The sequence below is a fragment of the Chitinophaga sp. 9-1-y genome, from assembly GCF_059511905.2.
The window spans coordinates 7,952,950-7,968,923 of sequence record NZ_CM197955.1; the positions used below are offsets into that span (position 1 = coordinate 7,952,950).

The following is a 15,974-nucleotide window of genomic DNA, read 5'->3' on the forward strand; positions in this document are numbered from 1 at the left end:
GTTTTTAGTTTTGTGAATTTGTGAACAGCACCATGGGCATATTGATGGTGCGGCTACCTAACATTACCGGGTCTGGTGTTTCCAGGATAATGTGGTGTGCCGACTGGCTGGCGATGGAAAAGTAGGTAATCAGTTCGGTGAGTCCTTTTTCGGCGCCATAGATGTCTACCAGTTCTTTCAGGCTGACCTGTTTTTTATTTTGTAACTGTGTAGAGATGCGATCTTCCAGCAGGGCACGGTCTATATTAAAATGGTTAAATAATGCGTTGAGATCGTCGGGGTCAAATTCTGTGCCGCCTACGCCGTCCGGGAATTCTACTTCCAGGTTAGGTTTCTTTTCTTCCGCCATATCCCAGCGGTCGAGCAGATCTATGTCAGGATCGCTTTCTATTTCGATGAAGAATTCTTCTCCGGGAGGGTTATCGAGCGATTGGAAAGCCAGTTGACGGATATCATTGATGAGTTCCAGGGCTTTTCTACGGTCGGTGAGATTGGTTTCACTGAGTACCCGGCTGAGTTTATCGCTCAGTTTTTTGTTGGCATCAATTACTTTCTTTCCGGAGGCATGGAGGAATTGTTTCAGCTTTTTGAGGAAGCGATCATTTTTATATTCTATGTTCCGGTCTTCCAGCAGGGTGTAGAGCTTTTCTATCAGCTCGCGCATTTCTTCCTGCTTGTTTTCATCCATGAGGAATTGCCAGAAGGAATAGAAGCTTTTACCCTGATCTTTTTGGCGCAGGGCTTCGAAGGAATCGAGGGTATATTCCAGCAGGGCGCCTTTGGCGACATCTCTCTCGCTTTGTTTGCGGTATATTTCCTGGGTGATTTGTTCGAAGTTTTGTTCTACTTCTTTGAAATCGCTGAGGAGTTCACGCGACATGCGGTTAACGTCGTAAAATCTTTCCTTTATCTGTGTGTCATCAAACACCTGTACTTTACCGGTGATGGTGATGGCTTTTATTTCCTGTTCTATCTCATATTTCTTTTTCTCCAGCTCCTGTATACGTTGTGCAGGGTCTTTGTTACTCTGATCGATCAGTTCTTTGAGTTTGGAGAAAATATCTTTGAAGCGGCTTTCTGTTCCCACAAATTCGCGTTTCTGCAGGGTGGATACCCAATGCATTACTTTTTCCATGTCGCTGCTCAGCTCATGGATATCCTGGCCGTCGTCGTCGGGATATTTGCGGAGGAAGCCTTTATTGCTCCACTGTTCAATATACTTCCGGGCTTTTTCGTCGTCATTTTCCAGCAGGCTGCTTGCGTCTATTTCGTCATCGGTGGCCCGGTAGCCGGTGATGCCGAGGTAGTCTGATAAACGCGTTACCAGTTCCACATTGGAAATGGTGGTATGGTTTTTTTCCTTGAATGTGTAATGAAAAAATGACAGCATCATTGGCGCGCTACGTGCCCGGAGTATCTTCAGTGTTACTGATTGGGCATATAGATTACATAATTGGTCATACGTCATAAACGTAAAAATAAGGAATTACAGTGGATTTTGTCTTGGGACAGGATTAGACTGATTGTACTGATTTTGTATTTTTTTAAATTTTAAATGATAAAAGAAAGATGATCGTTTATCATCAAAAATTATAATCAGAATAATCAGTCTAATCTTGTACAAAGACAATCCCCGCGCTTTTACATGATATAAAGCCCATTGAGCCTTGGCTGTACGGGGGTGGGCACTGGTTCATCGCCCAATAGCTCTATGAGATTGATTTCTATGGTTCTGGAAATATTGTCGAGTGGAATGGCCAGGGGCTGGAGTTCAAAAGGATTCATGAGGGTAATCCCATTGAGGTGGGTAACATGGAATACAAATCCAAACATCCAACCGAATGGGATGGCCCAAACGCCAATGGATTCGGTCATCATGAGGGTATTCATGATCACATAAAACCAGATGAACACCTGGGTAAAGTATACGTAGCTGGGAGGAAATACGGTGTTTTTGATTCTCTCTGATTGTCCCATAGAATCGCAGTGCCTGATCAGGAGCTGGTTGAGTTCAATAAACTTAAATCCGTCTATTACGCCGGTGTTCCGTAATTCCTGCAGGTCGCGGGTTTGCATGTTGAGGAGGGCATTGGGGATATTGCTTTGTTTTTGTACCTCGGCAATTTCTTCCTGGGTGAGATAGCGGGTGTAGTATTCGTCCGGGCGTTTGCGCAGGTTGGCTTTCAGGGCGCAAATGAAGGCCAGGTGGCGGTAAATCATGTGACGTACGATAGCCTGGGTAGCAGGATCGCCGGGAGCGGCAGCATAATAAAGCAGGCCGCGGCCCCAGGAGCGGGAATCATTTACCAGTGCGCCCCATATTTTGCGGGCTTCCCACCAGCGGTCGTAGGCCTGGTTGTTATTGAATCCAATGAAAAAGGCGATAGCGGTACCGAGTACTGCGGATACGGCAACCGGTATGGATACATGAGCAGCCATCCAGTATCTGTCTAATAAAAAAACAAGGGTGCAACAAGCCAGCAGCATAAGATCTACTTTCCAGGTAAAGGAAAAAATCTGGCTGAGCGAAAGACGATGTTTCAGCAACATATATCCGGATATTTTATGGCGTATTTTTTTTGGGTAACGGTCCTATTTTGAAATTAAAGAAAAAAAATGGGAATATTATCTCTCTAAAAATCAATTATTTATATTTTAATTACCTAATAGTCTATAGGAATAGTAGAGTAATTAAAATATTCTCCCTATATTTGTTTCACGATAGCAAAAAGACAATCACCAAACCTATAACAGCGGCCATTTTACCAGCCATTAAAAAAACTGAATATGTCATCACTGTCAACGCTCTACAGATACGCAGATTACCTGCCTACCCCGGTTCCGGAAAATTTCCCCAGTCCTGTTAAAGTACGGGAGAAAATAAATCCTTTGAATACAGGTAACTATTTCCCTGAATTTTTACTGGAAGAATCCCGCATTATTAATGGCGGTGCTTTATTAGCGGATGCTGACCAATTGGTATCATTGCATCAGCTGACGGCGCAGCCACTGGTGATTGCGTTTTATTCCTGGCACTGGAATGGGTATGCCGATCGTTTAATTACACAATTAAAAGAGGCGCATGCGGCTATTGAAGCAGCAGGTGCGCGTTTACTGGTGGTATCCAGTGAAGACAAGAAACTGTTTACAACGGTGAATCCAGGAGATATTCCTTTCGATGTAGTGCATGACGCACAGCACCGTATTGCCAGGAAAGCTGGTATATACAGGGAGTCAGACCCCATCTGGGGCCGGGTATCTGGTGTAAATGCAGATGTACCTGTGCCTGGCGTTTATTTGGTGACACCTTCACTGGAAATCAGTTATGCATTTGTAGATCTGTATTTACAGGAATCATTTTCACCGGAAACGCTGGTAGCAGCTATTGATAAAAAGCTGGCTATCAGTGCCTGAAAATCAGGCAGGTTCCATCATGGTGCGTTTACGGATGCACATGAGCGTATAGCGGTAGTTGCTCCATTGTAAACTGTTACACTCCAGTGGTGATAAATTTTCTATTTTTTCCTGAAGGGAAGTGAGGAGATCTTTTGGTAGAGATGCGTGTTCTTTTTCAACAGTTGCAAGTATTTCGTCTGCCTGCATGTAATCCTTCGCCGCGCTGAGTTGTGCGATTATCAGTAATGCCTGTTCGTCTGTTGTCATGGTATTAATTTTTCGATAGTCTGCGCCTATCTTCTGATCCACATTTTGAGCATTAAATCCATAGAAGTATCCACCAACTGGTAACAGGGTGGTACCTCATCTTCAAGACTGTGAAAGGTTACGAGTCTTGTGCCGCTGGCACATTTATCCAATTGCTTGAATAAGTAGCGGCTATAATAATTATATAAACTTGTTGATTGTTCTACGGAACTATCTATCTGATCCTGGTCTACCAGGTTTTCAAAGAAAGAATTGTAGAAGTAAAAACCATCGTAAGCAGAAAGGTCTAATTCTGTAAAATTGCCATGGATAAAGTGGGTATTGCGTGACTGCATTACTTCTTTTGCTTCCATTGCCTGCTGATACAGTGATTCCCTTTGTTCTACACCAAAGAAGGTAGATTCCGGGTAAAACCTTGCGCCTACCAGGCAAAACTTTCCTACTCCACTACCAATATCCAGTATTTTTTTACCGGGCTCATTCGCCAGAAAACGGGCAGCTGTTTTAGCAATGCTAATCGGTGTCCAGTGGCGTCTTGATAGTTGTTGTATCTTTTCAGGATACAGCCAGTCAAAAGCGGCATCGTTTACGTAGTTCCCGGGCTTTAGTAATGTAGACGTTTGCATGAAGCCGCAAAGTTACGATTTTTTTAGCAGTAAGCCAGCAGCTATCCGTCTTGTTTTATTCATCAGCAGCTTCCAGTTGGAAGACTGTTTCTACTGATACATTAAATATTTTAGCCATTTTAAGGGCCAGTACGGTAGAGGGAACATACTTCCCAGCCTCAATGGTGTTAATGGTTTGACGGGTTACGCCGGTTTTTTTTGCCAGTTCTTCCTGCGTCATATTATGAATAGCCCGCTGCACTTTTATGGTGTTTTTCATGAGGGTAAAGTTCTGCGGTTTTTTATTATTACATAATGAAAACGGAGAATAAAGAATACCAGTGGCGTAAACATATTATAGATCATCACACTGAGATAATCAAATCCAAAAAATAGCCAGGTGCCAATCAGCAATAATCCATAATTGATGTAAATGCCCCACTGTAGCGACTCCAACCGAACCGTAGCAATGTACTCATCTTCATTTTTTTCTTTTGAAAAAGCAATCATCAGTAAACCGATCATCAGCCCGGTCACCACAAGTTCATCAGTTAAATTTCCGGATGCCCATTTTATAGGTGTATCATATGTCAGCCAGCTTATGGTATAATCAAAACAACTCAGCAAAACACCTAATGTCAGAAACACCAGGAACAGAAAAAAGCCAATTTTCTTGTAGAGGTAGGGTAATAAATAACGAGATTTCATCATTAGGGTCTTTTTGTAAAGATAGAAATTTCTTACAAAAAGTAATGTATTTCTTACATTTTGTAAGAAATTTATTACTCGATAACTATACAAAAGTCCGGGTGCCGGAAGAGGTATAAGCCAACCTGAACTCCTTTGGCGTACAATCTTTTTTCTTTTTGAAGATGCGGTTGAAATTGGAGATGTTATTGAAACCGCATTTATAAGCAATTTCATTTACCGTATGCGTGGTTTCAATTAATAAACGGGAAGCATGCCCTAACCTTATTTCTATCAGCGTATCTACAAATGTTTTTCCAATTTTGGCTTTGAAAAAACGACTGAAAGCTACTTCCGTCATCGCAGCTAATTTAGCCGCTTCACCCAGCGAAATATTTTTATCAAAATTAGCATTCAGGTAAGTCATAATTTTTTCTACACGTCGACTGTTATAGGAAAGCGTTTCTGTGTTACCAAATGTAGAATCAGAGAGTAACCGCATATTGCGGCTGGTAGATAAATCATGTAATATCGACATCAGTTCCAGTACAGAATCAAACCCTTGCTGCTGTGACAACAGGATTAGTCGCGGCATAATTTGTTGCATCGTTTCTGCAGAAAAAAGAATGCCTCGCAACGAACGCTCAAACATATTTTTAATGAAGTGCATCTGGTTGCGCTGCAAAAATTTTTCATCGAATAAATCGCGGTGAAATTGAATGGTGATTTCTTTGATGGTTCCGCCGGCATGTTTATGTGTAAACCAGCCATGCTGCAGGTTAGGGCCTACCAGCACCAATTCCAGCTCGTCAATTTCTTCTATATGATCACCAATAATGCGCTTGGCGCCTTTGGCATGCTGAATAAAATTTAATTCAAATTCGTCGTGGTAATGCAATGGAAAATCAAACTCCTTCTTCTCCCTGGAAAATAAAGTGAAACAATCGCTCTGGGTTAACGGGGTAATCTCTCTTAATAACTTACCTTTCATAATAACGTGGTTTATACTAACGGAAACGGTACTACGTGGAATGTAATATGTCTTCTCATAAGCGTTTTTACGGCTAAAAAAGCATTATAAAAGCAGGCGTATCAAATGTAAAATAAAATTTCGGGTTATTTTTTAGTATAATACTTGTACTGCGGCTAATTGGCAGTATGTGTGTATGTTTTACACCTATTCTGTGTGATGTAAGTGACAATCAAAAGTATAATCAATAGATAAAAAAGTACCACCATTAGGTTGGCATTAAATTCATGTATGTGTTAAATAAGCCGCAGACAGTACCATTCCGCCCCGCTGTATGACGGGAGCGGAAGGTATTCGCAAAGCTATCTCGCACAGGCGTGCGCTTTTCCCTGAAGGGCCTGTTCCAGTGTGGTACCATCAATCAAAGCCCAATGTTCAATGATACGGCCGTCCTGGAACCGGAAGGTGCGGTAGCCATTTGTTGTTACGGTTTTCCCGGTGGGTAGTATGCCCCGCCACAACCCAATGTGTTGCATGCGCATGGTGATTTTAATGATACATAGGTCGCCTTCTGTTACCTGGTGCTCTATTACCGTTTCAGGTATAAAAGAGCTATGGGTTAATGCTACCCATTGCGTCAGGCCACTGGCGTTTGCCGGGAGGGAGGGCGGCAGGCCGTGATCTGTAAAGTTGGGATGCAGAAATTCGTTCAGCCGGGAGGTGTTACCCTCGTTCCAGATAGTGTGAATGTAGTTGTTGACGAGGTTTTTTTGTTCCTGTATAGTCATAAGGTTGTGTTTTACCATACAAAGGTATACCGCCAGAAATGGCGCCATTGTGTCAAACGTCACAATCCGGGGTACTCCACAAATCTGAAATGCCTATTGTATCCGGCGGCGTATGCGGCTCAATGTTTCCCGGGAGATACCCAGGTAGGAACTCAGTTGGGTAAGAGACACCCGCTGTATCAGTTCGGGGTGATGGGTCAGGACGGATTGGTATCTTTCTTCCGGGGTATTCTTTTTCAGCCAGCTGGTATGTCTTTCCTGTGCAATGACCATATGTTCCAGCCACTGGTGGCCAAATGCAACAATTTCGGACGATAATTCGTACAGGCGTGATAGTTCTTCTTTATGCCATCTCCATAGAACGGTAGCTTCCATTGCCTGGATATGGTAATCGGAGGAAACGCTGTTCCGGAGACTGTTTAGGTTGGTAAAGAAAGTATTTTCGAAGTAAAAACTGGTATTGGTTTCTTTTTGATGATGGTCGTAAAAAGCGCGGCAGGCACCGGTTTCAATGAACCAGATGGAGTGGCAGCGCTGCCCTTCTGATAGCAGATAGTCACCTTTTTTTACTATTTCGCGTTGTGCACTGTTTAAGAACAAAGACATGGCTTCAGCGCTCATTGGCGCAATGTGGGAAAGGGTTTCCGGTAAATTGGAGGGGGTGGATTTCATGTAGCGAAGCGGCTTTTATTTTTGTAAAAATACTCACAATTAGGTATTTGATAGCCCTGAACTTTAACATACCTTTGTTGCAACGAATTGATCTCAATTAACCTTATTATAAAGTCATCCACCTGGATTAAACGGGTAAACTATTTTTCTATCCCCAAAAAAGGGTCTCTTTTTCATGAGGGACCCTTTCTTATTTTTATTACATTTGTTGCAGGAGCACAGTAATCAACCAACATCTTAGAGAAATTCCTATACACGATTTATACCACGTACATGATGGAGCATGCTGCATTTAGAAATGTTGAATCCGGCCTGGATGATAAGCTGACCGCTTTGAAAGCCATTGATAAGGAACTTCCGGTAGTAGTAATAGTAATGAATGTGTTGAAGAATTATGTGGAGTATATGTCGCCCAGGGGCTGTAGGGAATTAGGTGTTACGCTGGAGGAGCTGCGGGAAATGGGCCCCAAATACTTCGATAACTTCTTTAACCCGCACGACGTGGCCGACTACGTACCAAAGGTAGTGGCGATGCTGGATGCGCCGGTAGCCGCTAATATGACGGTTACTTTTTTCCAACAGGTAAGAAGGGCCAATTCGCGGGACTGGGCCTGGCACCTGGGTTCCAGCAGGGTATTTTGCCGGGATGCCCAGGGCATGCCTACGCATGTTATTACCTGCGCTACACCCGTGGATCCGTTGCATCACGTGACCAGTAAGGTGAACCGCCTGCTGGAAGAGAATAATTTCCTGCGCCGTAACCAACATGTTTTCGCGTCGTTGACCCGGCGGGAAAAGGAAATCCTGCGTATGCTGGCTTTGGGCTTCAGTGCGGCAGAAATTGCTGCCAACACGGGTATTTCTGAGAAAACAGCCGTTACACACCGACGCAATATCAAAGCTAAAATCGGGGCACAGTCCAGCTACGATCTGACCAGTTTTGCCCAGGCATTTGATCTTATATAATTGTTAAGTATTATATTATAGGTGCGCTGAAAGTCAGGCCAGATATGGACTGCACCAGTGCCCGAAAAAATAACCTTTCATTTTTCGGGATGTAAACAGAAATGTGTATTTTCATTCTGTATACCATATTTTTTTGCCTGTCTGTTGCGCCTTGCAACGGGCTTGTTAACCAAATTAATTATGTCTTTTAAAGCCGTTCTCAACATTGATGGGGAAGAAATGAACGTCCTCGAATGCAGGTTTTCATTTTCCCAGAACACAGACCATAATGGAAAACCAGCAGCCCGCCCTAAAGGAGGTTCCATTGATTTACTGATAGAGTCTGCCGGAGAAACCAGTTTATTTGACTGGATGATTTCTAATACGCAAACAAAAAATGGCAGTATTACTTTTTTCCGGCGCGATTCCATGTCCCGGTTAAAAGAGCTGAAATTTACAGATGCCTATTGTGTGGCTTATTCAGAATTGTTTAATGCCAACAATGAGCAGCCCCTGCAAATTCAGTTAACCCTGTCATCCAGGGAAGTGAAGTTGAATAACTCAACTTACCAGAACCCCTGGCCGGTATAGTCTTCTTATGATATAAAAAAATAACCTGCATAGGACGCTAATGGCGGTCTATGCAGGTTACATTGTATTAGCAGCGATTTCACTTAATGGGATATCGGTTGCCCGTTTTCATCGAGCATTTCCACTACTGTTTTATTGTCTTTATTTACATAGAGCTTAATCCTTACTTTCCCCTTTGCATCACGGATAAATAGCCCCACCTCATCTTTCGTAGTTTTACCTACAAATAAGCGTTCTGTGCCCAGCATACCCGCATCAGATAACCGTTGTGCTTCTCTCTCAAAGATGGCGTCATTTTTAAGCGCTGTAAGAGAGTCGAAGAATTTAGTTTGCGCCGCCAGTGTGAAGTTGTCTGGCCGGTCCCATAACTTCAATCCGTAAGAACGCTTCAGGTTGTCGCCGCCAATGTTTTGGGAGTATTGCAACTGCATAACCTGGTCATTTTTGTATTGGTCTACGGAGTACACCATGCCGGCAGAAGACTTATCCGCTTCATATACCAGGCCACCGCATTCATCTCCTGCACCATTGAAAAAGATGATGCCCTGGGATCTTTCACGTTTAGGAAAATCTTTTCCCTCCGTCATACCAGGGTGTTGGCGCTCCTTGTTGGAGATCACCATTTTCAGTGTACCATCTTTTTCCACCACATTGATGCGCTCTACATCAATTTCCTGGAACTTTTGACGGGTAATATCGGGTCTGAAAGACATGAACAGAAATAAGGCAAAAATGACGGTTAACGTAAGGGCATAGATTTTCAGGATTCTAACCTCTTTTAATAACTTTTCCATAAGCAACGATTTAAATTTTGTGGATGTAAATATAAATATCCTTTGTTTTTTCTTCTCCGAAAATCGGTACTTTTAGTATATGCTAACATTCGATTTTAACCCATATTCCGAGTTAACTACCTCCCGGTTTCTATTGAGACCGCCTTCGCTATCTGATGCCCCGGAAATAGCGCGTTTACGCTCTGATTCCCGTGTAAATCAGTACCTGGACCGGGCTCCCACTACTACCGTAGCAGCCGCTGAAAAGTTCCTGGAAATGATCCTGGATAATATCCGTTCCTACAAATCCATGTATTGGGTGATCACAGAAAGTAACAGCGAAAAAGTGTTTGGCACCATTTGTTTATGGAACCTCGTACCCGATTTGGATGAAGCGGAAGTAGGCTATGAATTACAATCTGAATTTTTCGGACAAGGCATTATGCGGGAAGTGCTGCCGGCGGTTATCCAGTTTGGGTTTGAGGCGATGAGGTTGACCCGTATTACGGCCTTGCCTGTTGAAGCAAATGAGCGCTCCGTGAAGTTACTGCAACGGTATCATTTTATGTTGGACGATGCGCTCCGGCAGCGACTGGAAGAAGAAGGAGAGCCTATTACCGGGATCGCCTGCTATTTACTCACCAACCCCAACAAATAACGGCAGCTGCTATGATGCAAACTGCCGCTTTAGTTGTGTTTAGTTGTAGGTAGTATGTCGGTTATAGTTTCGAATAAATGGTCCAGTCTCCTGTTCGTGTAGTAGTGATCGTTAGTGTGTGTGCGACGGTATCTATTTTAGTCTGTTTCATAATAGTCCAGTACGCCTCATCATCCTGGTACGCGAGATAAAGGGTGCCACCCTGTTTTTCTGCCTCACTATAAGTATAAACGATATCTATTGGTTTTTGGAAAGCAATACTTGTTGGGAGAATTCTGAAAGCTTTGCCCGGGCTGCCAGGCAGGGTGTTTGAAATGATGCTGATTCCAATGCCTGTTGTTTGACGTAATGCACCTGCCGGAATATCCAGTTGTATATTAAAAAGTCCGTGCCTGTCTCCTTCCGTGCCAATAGTTTTGAAGCTGGAAAGTCCTGCTACTATCCCTATTCCCGCTTTGATGCGCAGTATAGATTCCCCCGGTGAAGGTTCCTGCTTTTTCCGGCAGGCCGTTGTGCTGAGTAAGCAACAAAGCAGGAATAGTATTTTCATCATTAGGGCAGTTCAAATTTAATTTCCACATTCCGCCAGTTGCCGGTATGTGCCAATGCTGTGGATGGCAGAGAATGAAACAATGGTGTAAACAATACTTTGGCGGTACCCAAAGCTTCCCGGGGTTGCAATCCTAAAGAAGGGAAGTTATTGGTTTGTGGCCCGATTGCTTTTATACGCAGTTGTCGTCCATCTTTCAGCTTAGCACTGATTTTATATTGTGCTACCGGGATATTGGTAACAGAGAAACTGGTGTTACCTACTTTTTTGTTGATGACAAATGTTTTGTTTTCTCCGTATAACCCGGCGCCATCGGGAACCAGTTTAATTTCAATTTCTGCGTTCTGTGGTAATTCTCCCGGGCTGTGAAGGATGTCAGTAGGGTCAAATACGGCATAACTCAGGGATAAGGCGCCTCCAAAATAGTTTGCTTCGTCTCTGGGCATCGCCTGCGCCTGTTGGGCGCTTGCAACGCCATAAGACAACAGCACAAAGTTTTCTACTGCGCCCTTTTGATAAGCAAAATTGTCTGCTGAATAATCTGCCGCATACAGCCCTACTGTGGTGATGGTATTGCCGTAGGTAATATTGTATCCTGCGGCGTAGAAATGTATGGCACCGGCAGGTAAGGAGATTTCATAATAGCCCTTTTCATCGGTTTCTGCAGAAGCGCCAGAGTAGAGTCCTCCATCAATAGTTGCTCTTATGCCAATATAAGCCCCTTTAAGCGGCTTTCCGCTCAGGTCTGCCACAAAGCCACGCAATTTCTTCGGTTGTGTTTTCAGGGGAGGGAAAGCAGGCATTCTTGGTATAGTATTGCCCATCACATTTACGTGGTCATCTGTAGCTGAAAGATTAAAGGTAGCCTCGCCGTTTACTACCGGTAATGGAGGTTGTGTACCCCAGGTAATGGACCCTTCACCGGGACCATCGCTTTCTGCCGGCTTGGAGCAGGATGTTAGCATTAATATCGCTAAACATAAAAAGATTGTTTTCATTTTCATTTTGTTTTTTGGTATCGGAATCAAGCGCATTTGTTCCGATTTTTTGGGGTGAACAAATTGATAGTACAATGTTCCGAAATAACGACCAAACTTGCTATAGTACACAGTATTGGACGGATATACATCCTTGTTTTGTAGACGAAATACACATTTATTGCCCCGTTCAGCAGGTATTGTATTCCCAATGCTGTTAGCCCGCGATTTTAACCCATCCGGAATCATTGGAACTCCTTGTATCCCTGTTGCTTGTACCGCATTTTTTTATAGCGCAATATTGTGGTCTGTTACATCGGGCACTAAAAAATAGTTATTAAAATTCCCCCAGGAAAATGAATGAAATTTTTATTTCTGATCATCATCAGATTACTAATAAGGCAACAGGGCAGATTGTCAAATTCCTACCAGCGGGAACAGATACAAAAGGACTGCTGGAAATGGAGACCCGGTACATGCCGTTCTCCGAAGAGCCTCCTGTTCATTATCATCCATACCAGGAAGAGTACTTCCAGGTGCTGGCGGGAGAGTTGACCGTTCGATTAAATGGAGAAGTGAAAATTTACCGGCAGGGCGCCGTAATACATATAAAAAGGGAAGAAAGGCATAGCGTATGGAATTCCGGATTTAAGGAAACAGTTGTGAGCTGGAAGGTAACACCGTCTATGAGTACGGAAAACTTTCTCCGCACCATCACGTGGTTGGCTAATATAGGAGCCACCAATAAAAGTGGCGTTCCAAAACTGCCTGATGCCATTTTTTTATTGATGAAGTACCGGAATGTATTCCGGATGGATCGGCCACCACTGTTGGTTATACGTTTGTTGTACGTGTTTTTTTTACCTCATTTTTTTCTATTTGATTATCATCGAAAATTTAATAACCCCACATTTTAAAAAAAAGTAAGCACAAGTAAACATGAAAACAATTTTATCGATTTGCGGATTATTCCTGTTTTGTTCGTTGGCTACTATTGCACAGATTAGAACATCTACAGGCAAGCCAGTACCTAAGAAGGCAATGAAAACAACTGTAGCAAAGCCTGCTGCGGCGCCGAAAAAAAAGACAGCTACTACCAGTACGGCTGCCCCTGTAGCGGAAAAAAAGGAAACGGCAAACGCCGCTCCCCTTACTTCTACCACCACCGCTACTACCTCCGCAGCGGAAAGTAAACCAGCTGCACCAACGAAGCCAGTGAAGGTGTTGAATACCAAAGCCTTATATTCCACTGCGGTGGGCCTCAAAGCAATGTGGGGTTTTGCTGTAACGGGAAAACACTTTTTCAAAGATCATCATGCCGGAGAAGCTATTTTTAAGTTCAGGGGCTATCATGGCGTAGGCAGTGATATCAACCTGACACTCCTGTACGAATATCATGGAGATATCCCGGTAGAAGGCCTGCGCTGGTACGCCGGTGGTGGCCCCATGATCGGGCATTTTAAACTGAAGAATGTATATGCGGATGCATGGGAAGGATATTACGGGAAGGCGTCTACTACCTATTTTGGATTGTCCGGCGTAATGGGAGCCGAGTATAAGTTTAAAACGATACCCCTGGCCGTTAGTGCCGACTGGCAACCTGCATTCCAGTTCAACAGCGGTTATTACGATAGTGGCTTCACCGCGGAATACGGTGGAGTTGGCGTGAAGTATACCTTTTGACAAATGATGGACCGGCGCTCTTTTGGGCGCCGGAATTTTTAACTGCCTGATATCGATGTTATGAAAGAAACGATTACTAACCCGCTCATCAAAGACCAGGTTACCTTTATTCAAACCAGCCGGCAATCAAATGGCCGCATTACAGAAATGGAAGTGGTACTGAGCCCCGGAGGTGGTACCCCACTGCACTTTCACAAAGATTTTACGGAACAGTTTGTGGTGCTGGACGGCATACTAAGTATTCAACTGGGACGAAAACAAGTGATACACCTGACAGGAGGAATGACCTACACCGTACAGAAAAAGGAAATACACCGGTTTTTTAATGCCACCAATGAGAAAGTAACTTTCAAAACCATTATAGAACCAGGTTCTGTTGGTTTTGAGAATTCGCTGCGTATTCTTTATGGGCTCGCAGGTGATCGCCTGACCAATGAAAAAGGATTACCGCACGACTTGATCAGCATGGCCGTCATTTCTAACATGAGCGGCATGTACCTGCCCGGGATCTTTAAATTATTGACTCCATTGTTTAATATCCTCGCCAATATTGGCTGCAGGAAAGGAGTGGACAAAGCATTGCTCGGGAAATATTGCGTGTGATTAGGTACTTTTCAGCCGCTTGTGACATTCTGTTTTGTAATTTCGACCGATAGGAAGCTCAATGCCTAATACCTCTACGGAGTAGGCATGGTAGCTTTCTATTTTATGGGTAGCTACTATAAAAGACCGGTGTATGCGCATGAATTTTTCTTCCGGCAACAACTCTTCCAGCAAACTGATTTTTTGTTTAGAAATCAACACCTTGTCCTTGAGTACTACTTTGATATAGTCCTTCAGGCTTTCTATCCAGTAAATGTCGTTTACATTTACTTTCACCATCTTCCTTTCTACTCTCAGGTAAAGAAACACGTCACTGGCTTGTTCTGCCGGACGTTCTGCAATACTGATTTTCTGGCTGCTTACTTTGTACAAGGCAAAAACCTTGTCAATGGCTTTGAGGAAGCGATCAAAAGGGATAGGCTTCAGCAGGTAGTCTACTGCATTGAGGTCATAGCCTTCCAGTGCATAGTCCTGGTAGGCAGTAGTGAAAATAATTTTAGGCGGATTTTTCAGGCTCCTGATAAAGTCCGTACCCAATAGTCCCGGCATTTTAATGTCCAGGAAAATGAGGTCAATTTTATGCTGCTGCAGTACCTGGAAAGCCTGGATAGCATTATTGCATTTGGATACCAGGTCTATTTCAGGGAAATTTTCTACGTATTTTTCAATGATCTCAATCGCATGTGGTTCGTCATCCACGATTAAGGTTTTTATTTTCATGGAGTACCAGGTTTTGTTTTAGGTCTATATCAAGAATAACGACAAACATATCTTCCGTATTAAACACCTGCAATTGGTGAGCATGCGGGAAAAGTAGTTCCAGTCGTTTTTTTACATTATTCAATCCGATTTGCCCGCCTGACTTTTTCAGTATATTGGCTGCTTCAGGAGGCTTGCTATTAGATATTTTAAACTTCAGTTTATTCTTTTTAAGGAATAGGTCTATGTTAATCCATACCTCATCAATGGTTTCACTGGTGCCATGTTTGAAAGCATTTTCTATCAGGGGCAGCATCAGCAAAGGCGGGATTCTTTGCATATTCACATCACCGGTGATGCTGAAATTCAGGTCCAACCGTTCCTCATAACGCAGTTTTTCCAATGCTACGTAATGCTGCATGATTTCTATATCACGTTTCAGCAAAACGTTATCAGTATTGCATTCATAGAGCATGTAGCGGAGAATGTCTGACAGGCCTAATACAATGGCCGGCGATTGAGGCGACTGCTGTAAAGTGAGTGAATATAAGTTGTTGAGGGTGTTGAACAGGAAGTGCGGATGTATCTGGCTTTTCAGGGCACTTAATTCTGCCTGCACGGTCAGCTGCCTTTTTTCAATCCACATTTTTATAAACTTCAGTGATATGGCAACCAGGAAAACAAAGTTACTTTGTTCCAGCGCATTAACGATGTAAATAGGATTGGTAAATTGTTGCCAGAAGGTACCATTTAACTTCTTCCATTTAAAGGCGGGATTCTCTTTTACCAGGATGTGATAGAGGTATGGATCGGCAAAGCGTATTTCTATCACCCGGTATACCGCTGCAAAAAACAGGGTACATCCGAACACGCACAATAGCAGCTTTCCATACTGTTTGCGGTAAAGGAATTTAGGAAGTATGCCATAGGCTACCGTATAGAAATATCCGACATGCACCGGCAATAGCATCATGATAATGTTAAAGCCAATACCATAGTTAGGTAAGCCTGTGCCATAGAAAATGGTAAGTACGGTAATTACAACAAGCCAGAAAGTTATATGTATAAAAACTCTTTTATTCATGTGTGCGACAGACTACAGTTACAAAG

21 protein-coding genes are annotated in these 15,974 nt (G+C 43.3%); 7 read left to right on the forward strand and 14 right to left on the reverse strand.

Annotation, left to right across the window (positions count from 1 at the left end):
* Positions 1-4 precede the first annotated feature (4 nt).
* Entirely contained in the window at positions 5-1,468 is a 1,464-nt protein-coding gene (locus AC5ZC7_RS31715; RefSeq protein ID WP_496161362.1) for a DUF3375 family protein, read from the reverse strand.
* 173 nt (positions 1,469-1,641) lie between these two features.
* Entirely contained in the window at positions 1,642-2,550 is a 909-nt protein-coding gene (locus tag AC5ZC7_RS31720) for a bestrophin family protein (RefSeq protein WP_496161361.1), read from the reverse strand.
* A gap of 237 nt (positions 2,551-2,787) precedes the next feature.
* Between AC5ZC7_RS31720 and AC5ZC7_RS31725 the strand changes: the two genes are divergently transcribed.
* Positions 2,788-3,414 (forward strand): redoxin domain-containing protein, encoded by a 627-nt coding sequence (locus AC5ZC7_RS31725; protein WP_496161360.1) that lies wholly within the window; start codon positions 2,788-2,790, stop codon positions 3,412-3,414.
* 3 nt (positions 3,415-3,417) lie between these two features.
* On the opposite strand, the gene AC5ZC7_RS31730 is transcribed toward AC5ZC7_RS31725, so the two are convergent.
* From AC5ZC7_RS31730 to AC5ZC7_RS31760, 7 genes are all read right to left on the reverse strand, one after another.
* Positions 3,418-3,663 carry a hypothetical protein gene (locus AC5ZC7_RS31730; protein WP_496161359.1) on the reverse strand — a complete coding sequence of 82 codons (246 nt, stop codon included), beginning with the start codon at positions 3,661-3,663 and terminating at the stop codon, positions 3,418-3,420.
* 26 nt (positions 3,664-3,689) lie between these two features.
* Positions 3,690-4,289 carry a methyltransferase domain-containing protein gene (locus AC5ZC7_RS31735; protein WP_496161358.1) on the reverse strand — a complete coding sequence of 200 codons (600 nt, stop codon included), beginning with the start codon at positions 4,287-4,289 and terminating at the stop codon, positions 3,690-3,692.
* A gap of 55 nt (positions 4,290-4,344) precedes the next feature.
* Positions 4,345-4,548: a helix-turn-helix domain-containing protein gene (locus AC5ZC7_RS31740; RefSeq protein ID WP_496161357.1), complete on the reverse strand. Its 204-nt coding sequence runs from the start codon at positions 4,546-4,548 to the stop codon at positions 4,345-4,347.
* Complete coding sequence (locus tag AC5ZC7_RS31745; RefSeq protein ID WP_496161356.1) at positions 4,545-4,979, reverse strand: hypothetical protein; 435 nt, start codon at positions 4,977-4,979, stop codon at positions 4,545-4,547. The genes AC5ZC7_RS31740 and AC5ZC7_RS31745 overlap by 4 nt, the downstream gene beginning before the upstream one ends.
* 82 nt (positions 4,980-5,061) lie before the next feature.
* Entirely contained in the window at positions 5,062-5,946 is an 885-nt protein-coding gene (locus tag AC5ZC7_RS31750) for a helix-turn-helix domain-containing protein (RefSeq protein WP_496161355.1), read from the reverse strand.
* A gap of 341 nt (positions 5,947-6,287) precedes the next feature.
* On the reverse strand, positions 6,288-6,713 hold the full coding sequence (locus AC5ZC7_RS31755) for an ester cyclase (protein WP_496161354.1): 426 nt from the start codon (positions 6,711-6,713) through the stop codon (positions 6,288-6,290).
* A gap of 93 nt (positions 6,714-6,806) precedes the next feature.
* Entirely contained in the window at positions 6,807-7,385 is a 579-nt protein-coding gene (locus tag AC5ZC7_RS31760) for a cyclic nucleotide-binding domain-containing protein (protein ID WP_496161353.1), read from the reverse strand.
* Positions 7,386-7,658: 273 nt separating this feature from the next.
* Between AC5ZC7_RS31760 and AC5ZC7_RS31765 the strand changes: the two genes are divergently transcribed.
* Together AC5ZC7_RS31765 and tssD are read left to right on the forward strand one after the other, a co-directional pair.
* Positions 7,659-8,351 carry a LuxR C-terminal-related transcriptional regulator gene (locus AC5ZC7_RS31765; RefSeq protein ID WP_496161352.1) on the forward strand — a complete coding sequence of 231 codons (693 nt, stop codon included), beginning with the start codon at positions 7,659-7,661 and terminating at the stop codon, positions 8,349-8,351.
* Positions 8,352-8,531: 180 nt separating this feature from the next.
* Positions 8,532-8,921 carry a type VI secretion system tube protein TssD gene (tssD, locus tag AC5ZC7_RS31770; protein WP_291920276.1) on the forward strand — a complete coding sequence of 130 codons (390 nt, stop codon included), beginning with the start codon at positions 8,532-8,534 and terminating at the stop codon, positions 8,919-8,921.
* An 83-nt stretch (positions 8,922-9,004) separates the two neighbouring features.
* Here tssD and AC5ZC7_RS31775 read toward each other — a convergent pair whose 3' ends face one another.
* Positions 9,005-9,715 (reverse strand): hypothetical protein, encoded by a 711-nt coding sequence (locus tag AC5ZC7_RS31775; RefSeq protein ID WP_496161351.1) that lies wholly within the window; start codon positions 9,713-9,715, stop codon positions 9,005-9,007.
* 79 nt (positions 9,716-9,794) lie between these two features.
* Here AC5ZC7_RS31775 and AC5ZC7_RS31780 point away from each other — a divergent pair, with 79 nt between their 5' ends.
* On the forward strand, positions 9,795-10,352 hold the full coding sequence (locus AC5ZC7_RS31780) for a GNAT family N-acetyltransferase (protein ID WP_496161350.1): 558 nt from the start codon (positions 9,795-9,797) through the stop codon (positions 10,350-10,352).
* Positions 10,353-10,413: 61 nt separating this feature from the next.
* Here AC5ZC7_RS31780 and AC5ZC7_RS31785 read toward each other — a convergent pair whose 3' ends face one another.
* Both AC5ZC7_RS31785 and AC5ZC7_RS31790 read right to left on the reverse strand, forming a co-directional pair.
* Positions 10,414-10,905 (reverse strand): hypothetical protein, encoded by a 492-nt coding sequence (locus tag AC5ZC7_RS31785; protein WP_496161349.1) that lies wholly within the window; start codon positions 10,903-10,905, stop codon positions 10,414-10,416.
* Positions 10,905-11,900 carry a carboxypeptidase-like regulatory domain-containing protein gene (locus AC5ZC7_RS31790; RefSeq protein WP_496161348.1) on the reverse strand — a complete coding sequence of 332 codons (996 nt, stop codon included), beginning with the start codon at positions 11,898-11,900 and terminating at the stop codon, positions 10,905-10,907. Before AC5ZC7_RS31790 ends, AC5ZC7_RS31785 begins: the two co-directional genes overlap by 1 nt.
* A gap of 335 nt (positions 11,901-12,235) precedes the next feature.
* On the opposite strand from AC5ZC7_RS31790, the gene AC5ZC7_RS31795 reads away from it, so the two are divergent.
* The 3 genes from AC5ZC7_RS31795 to AC5ZC7_RS31805 are packed head-to-tail and all read left to right on the forward strand — an operon-like array spanning position 12,236 to position 14,165.
* Positions 12,236-12,796, forward strand: a complete 561-nt coding sequence (locus tag AC5ZC7_RS31795) for a cupin domain-containing protein (protein WP_496161347.1) — start codon at positions 12,236-12,238, stop codon at positions 12,794-12,796.
* Between the two features lie 22 nt (positions 12,797-12,818).
* Complete coding sequence (locus AC5ZC7_RS31800) at positions 12,819-13,562, forward strand: hypothetical protein (RefSeq protein WP_496161346.1); 744 nt, start codon at positions 12,819-12,821, stop codon at positions 13,560-13,562.
* A gap of 60 nt (positions 13,563-13,622) precedes the next feature.
* Positions 13,623-14,165 carry a cupin domain-containing protein gene (locus tag AC5ZC7_RS31805; protein ID WP_496161345.1) on the forward strand — a complete coding sequence of 181 codons (543 nt, stop codon included), beginning with the start codon at positions 13,623-13,625 and terminating at the stop codon, positions 14,163-14,165.
* Here the strand turns inward: AC5ZC7_RS31805 and AC5ZC7_RS31810 are convergent, their stop codons facing one another.
* Both AC5ZC7_RS31810 and AC5ZC7_RS31815 read right to left on the reverse strand, forming a co-directional pair.
* A complete protein-coding gene (locus AC5ZC7_RS31810) occupies positions 14,166-14,885 on the reverse strand; it encodes a response regulator (RefSeq protein WP_496161344.1) in 720 nt (239 codons plus the stop codon). It abuts the gene before it with no gap.
* Positions 14,857-15,948, reverse strand: coding sequence for a histidine kinase (locus AC5ZC7_RS31815; protein WP_496161343.1), 1,092 nt, complete (start codon positions 15,946-15,948; stop codon positions 14,857-14,859). The genes AC5ZC7_RS31810 and AC5ZC7_RS31815 overlap by 29 nt, the downstream gene beginning before the upstream one ends.
* Between the last annotated feature and the right edge of the window lie 26 nt (positions 15,949-15,974).

Coding starts and splice junctions, on each gene's coding strand:
- AC5ZC7_RS31760 (WP_496161353.1), bottom strand. CDS start 7,385: ATGAAATCCACCCCCTCCAATTTACCGGAAACCCTTTCCCACATTGCG.
- AC5ZC7_RS31745 (WP_496161356.1), bottom strand. CDS start 4,979: ATGATGAAATCTCGTTATTTATTACCCTACCTCTACAAGAAAATTGGC.
- AC5ZC7_RS31740 (WP_496161357.1), bottom strand. CDS start 4,548: ATGAAAAACACCATAAAAGTGCAGCGGGCTATTCATAATATGACGCAG.
- AC5ZC7_RS31715 (WP_496161362.1), bottom strand. CDS start 1,468: ATGACGTATGACCAATTATGTAATCTATATGCCCAATCAGTAACACTG.
- AC5ZC7_RS31725 (WP_496161360.1), top strand. CDS start 2,788: ATGTCATCACTGTCAACGCTCTACAGATACGCAGATTACCTGCCTACC.
- AC5ZC7_RS31765 (WP_496161352.1), top strand. CDS start 7,659: ATGATGGAGCATGCTGCATTTAGAAATGTTGAATCCGGCCTGGATGAT.
- AC5ZC7_RS31735 (WP_496161358.1), bottom strand. CDS start 4,289: ATGCAAACGTCTACATTACTAAAGCCCGGGAACTACGTAAACGATGCC.
- AC5ZC7_RS31790 (WP_496161348.1), bottom strand. CDS start 11,900: ATGAAAACAATCTTTTTATGTTTAGCGATATTAATGCTAACATCCTGC.
- AC5ZC7_RS31775 (WP_496161351.1), bottom strand. CDS start 9,715: ATGGAAAAGTTATTAAAAGAGGTTAGAATCCTGAAAATCTATGCCCTT.
- AC5ZC7_RS31720 (WP_496161361.1), bottom strand. CDS start 2,550: ATGTTGCTGAAACATCGTCTTTCGCTCAGCCAGATTTTTTCCTTTACC.
- AC5ZC7_RS31730 (WP_496161359.1), bottom strand. CDS start 3,663: ATGACAACAGACGAACAGGCATTACTGATAATCGCACAACTCAGCGCG.
- AC5ZC7_RS31780 (WP_496161350.1), top strand. CDS start 9,795: ATGCTAACATTCGATTTTAACCCATATTCCGAGTTAACTACCTCCCGG.
- AC5ZC7_RS31800 (WP_496161346.1), top strand. CDS start 12,819: ATGAAAACAATTTTATCGATTTGCGGATTATTCCTGTTTTGTTCGTTG.
- AC5ZC7_RS31785 (WP_496161349.1), bottom strand. CDS start 10,905: ATGATGAAAATACTATTCCTGCTTTGTTGCTTACTCAGCACAACGGCC.
- AC5ZC7_RS31755 (WP_496161354.1), bottom strand. CDS start 6,713: ATGACTATACAGGAACAAAAAAACCTCGTCAACAACTACATTCACACT.
- AC5ZC7_RS31810 (WP_496161344.1), bottom strand. CDS start 14,885: ATGAAAATAAAAACCTTAATCGTGGATGACGAACCACATGCGATTGAG.
- tssD (WP_291920276.1), top strand. CDS start 8,532: ATGTCTTTTAAAGCCGTTCTCAACATTGATGGGGAAGAAATGAACGTC.
- AC5ZC7_RS31805 (WP_496161345.1), top strand. CDS start 13,623: ATGAAAGAAACGATTACTAACCCGCTCATCAAAGACCAGGTTACCTTT.
- AC5ZC7_RS31750 (WP_496161355.1), bottom strand. CDS start 5,946: ATGAAAGGTAAGTTATTAAGAGAGATTACCCCGTTAACCCAGAGCGAT.
- AC5ZC7_RS31795 (WP_496161347.1), top strand. CDS start 12,236: ATGAATGAAATTTTTATTTCTGATCATCATCAGATTACTAATAAGGCA.
- AC5ZC7_RS31815 (WP_496161343.1), bottom strand. CDS start 15,948: ATGAATAAAAGAGTTTTTATACATATAACTTTCTGGCTTGTTGTAATT.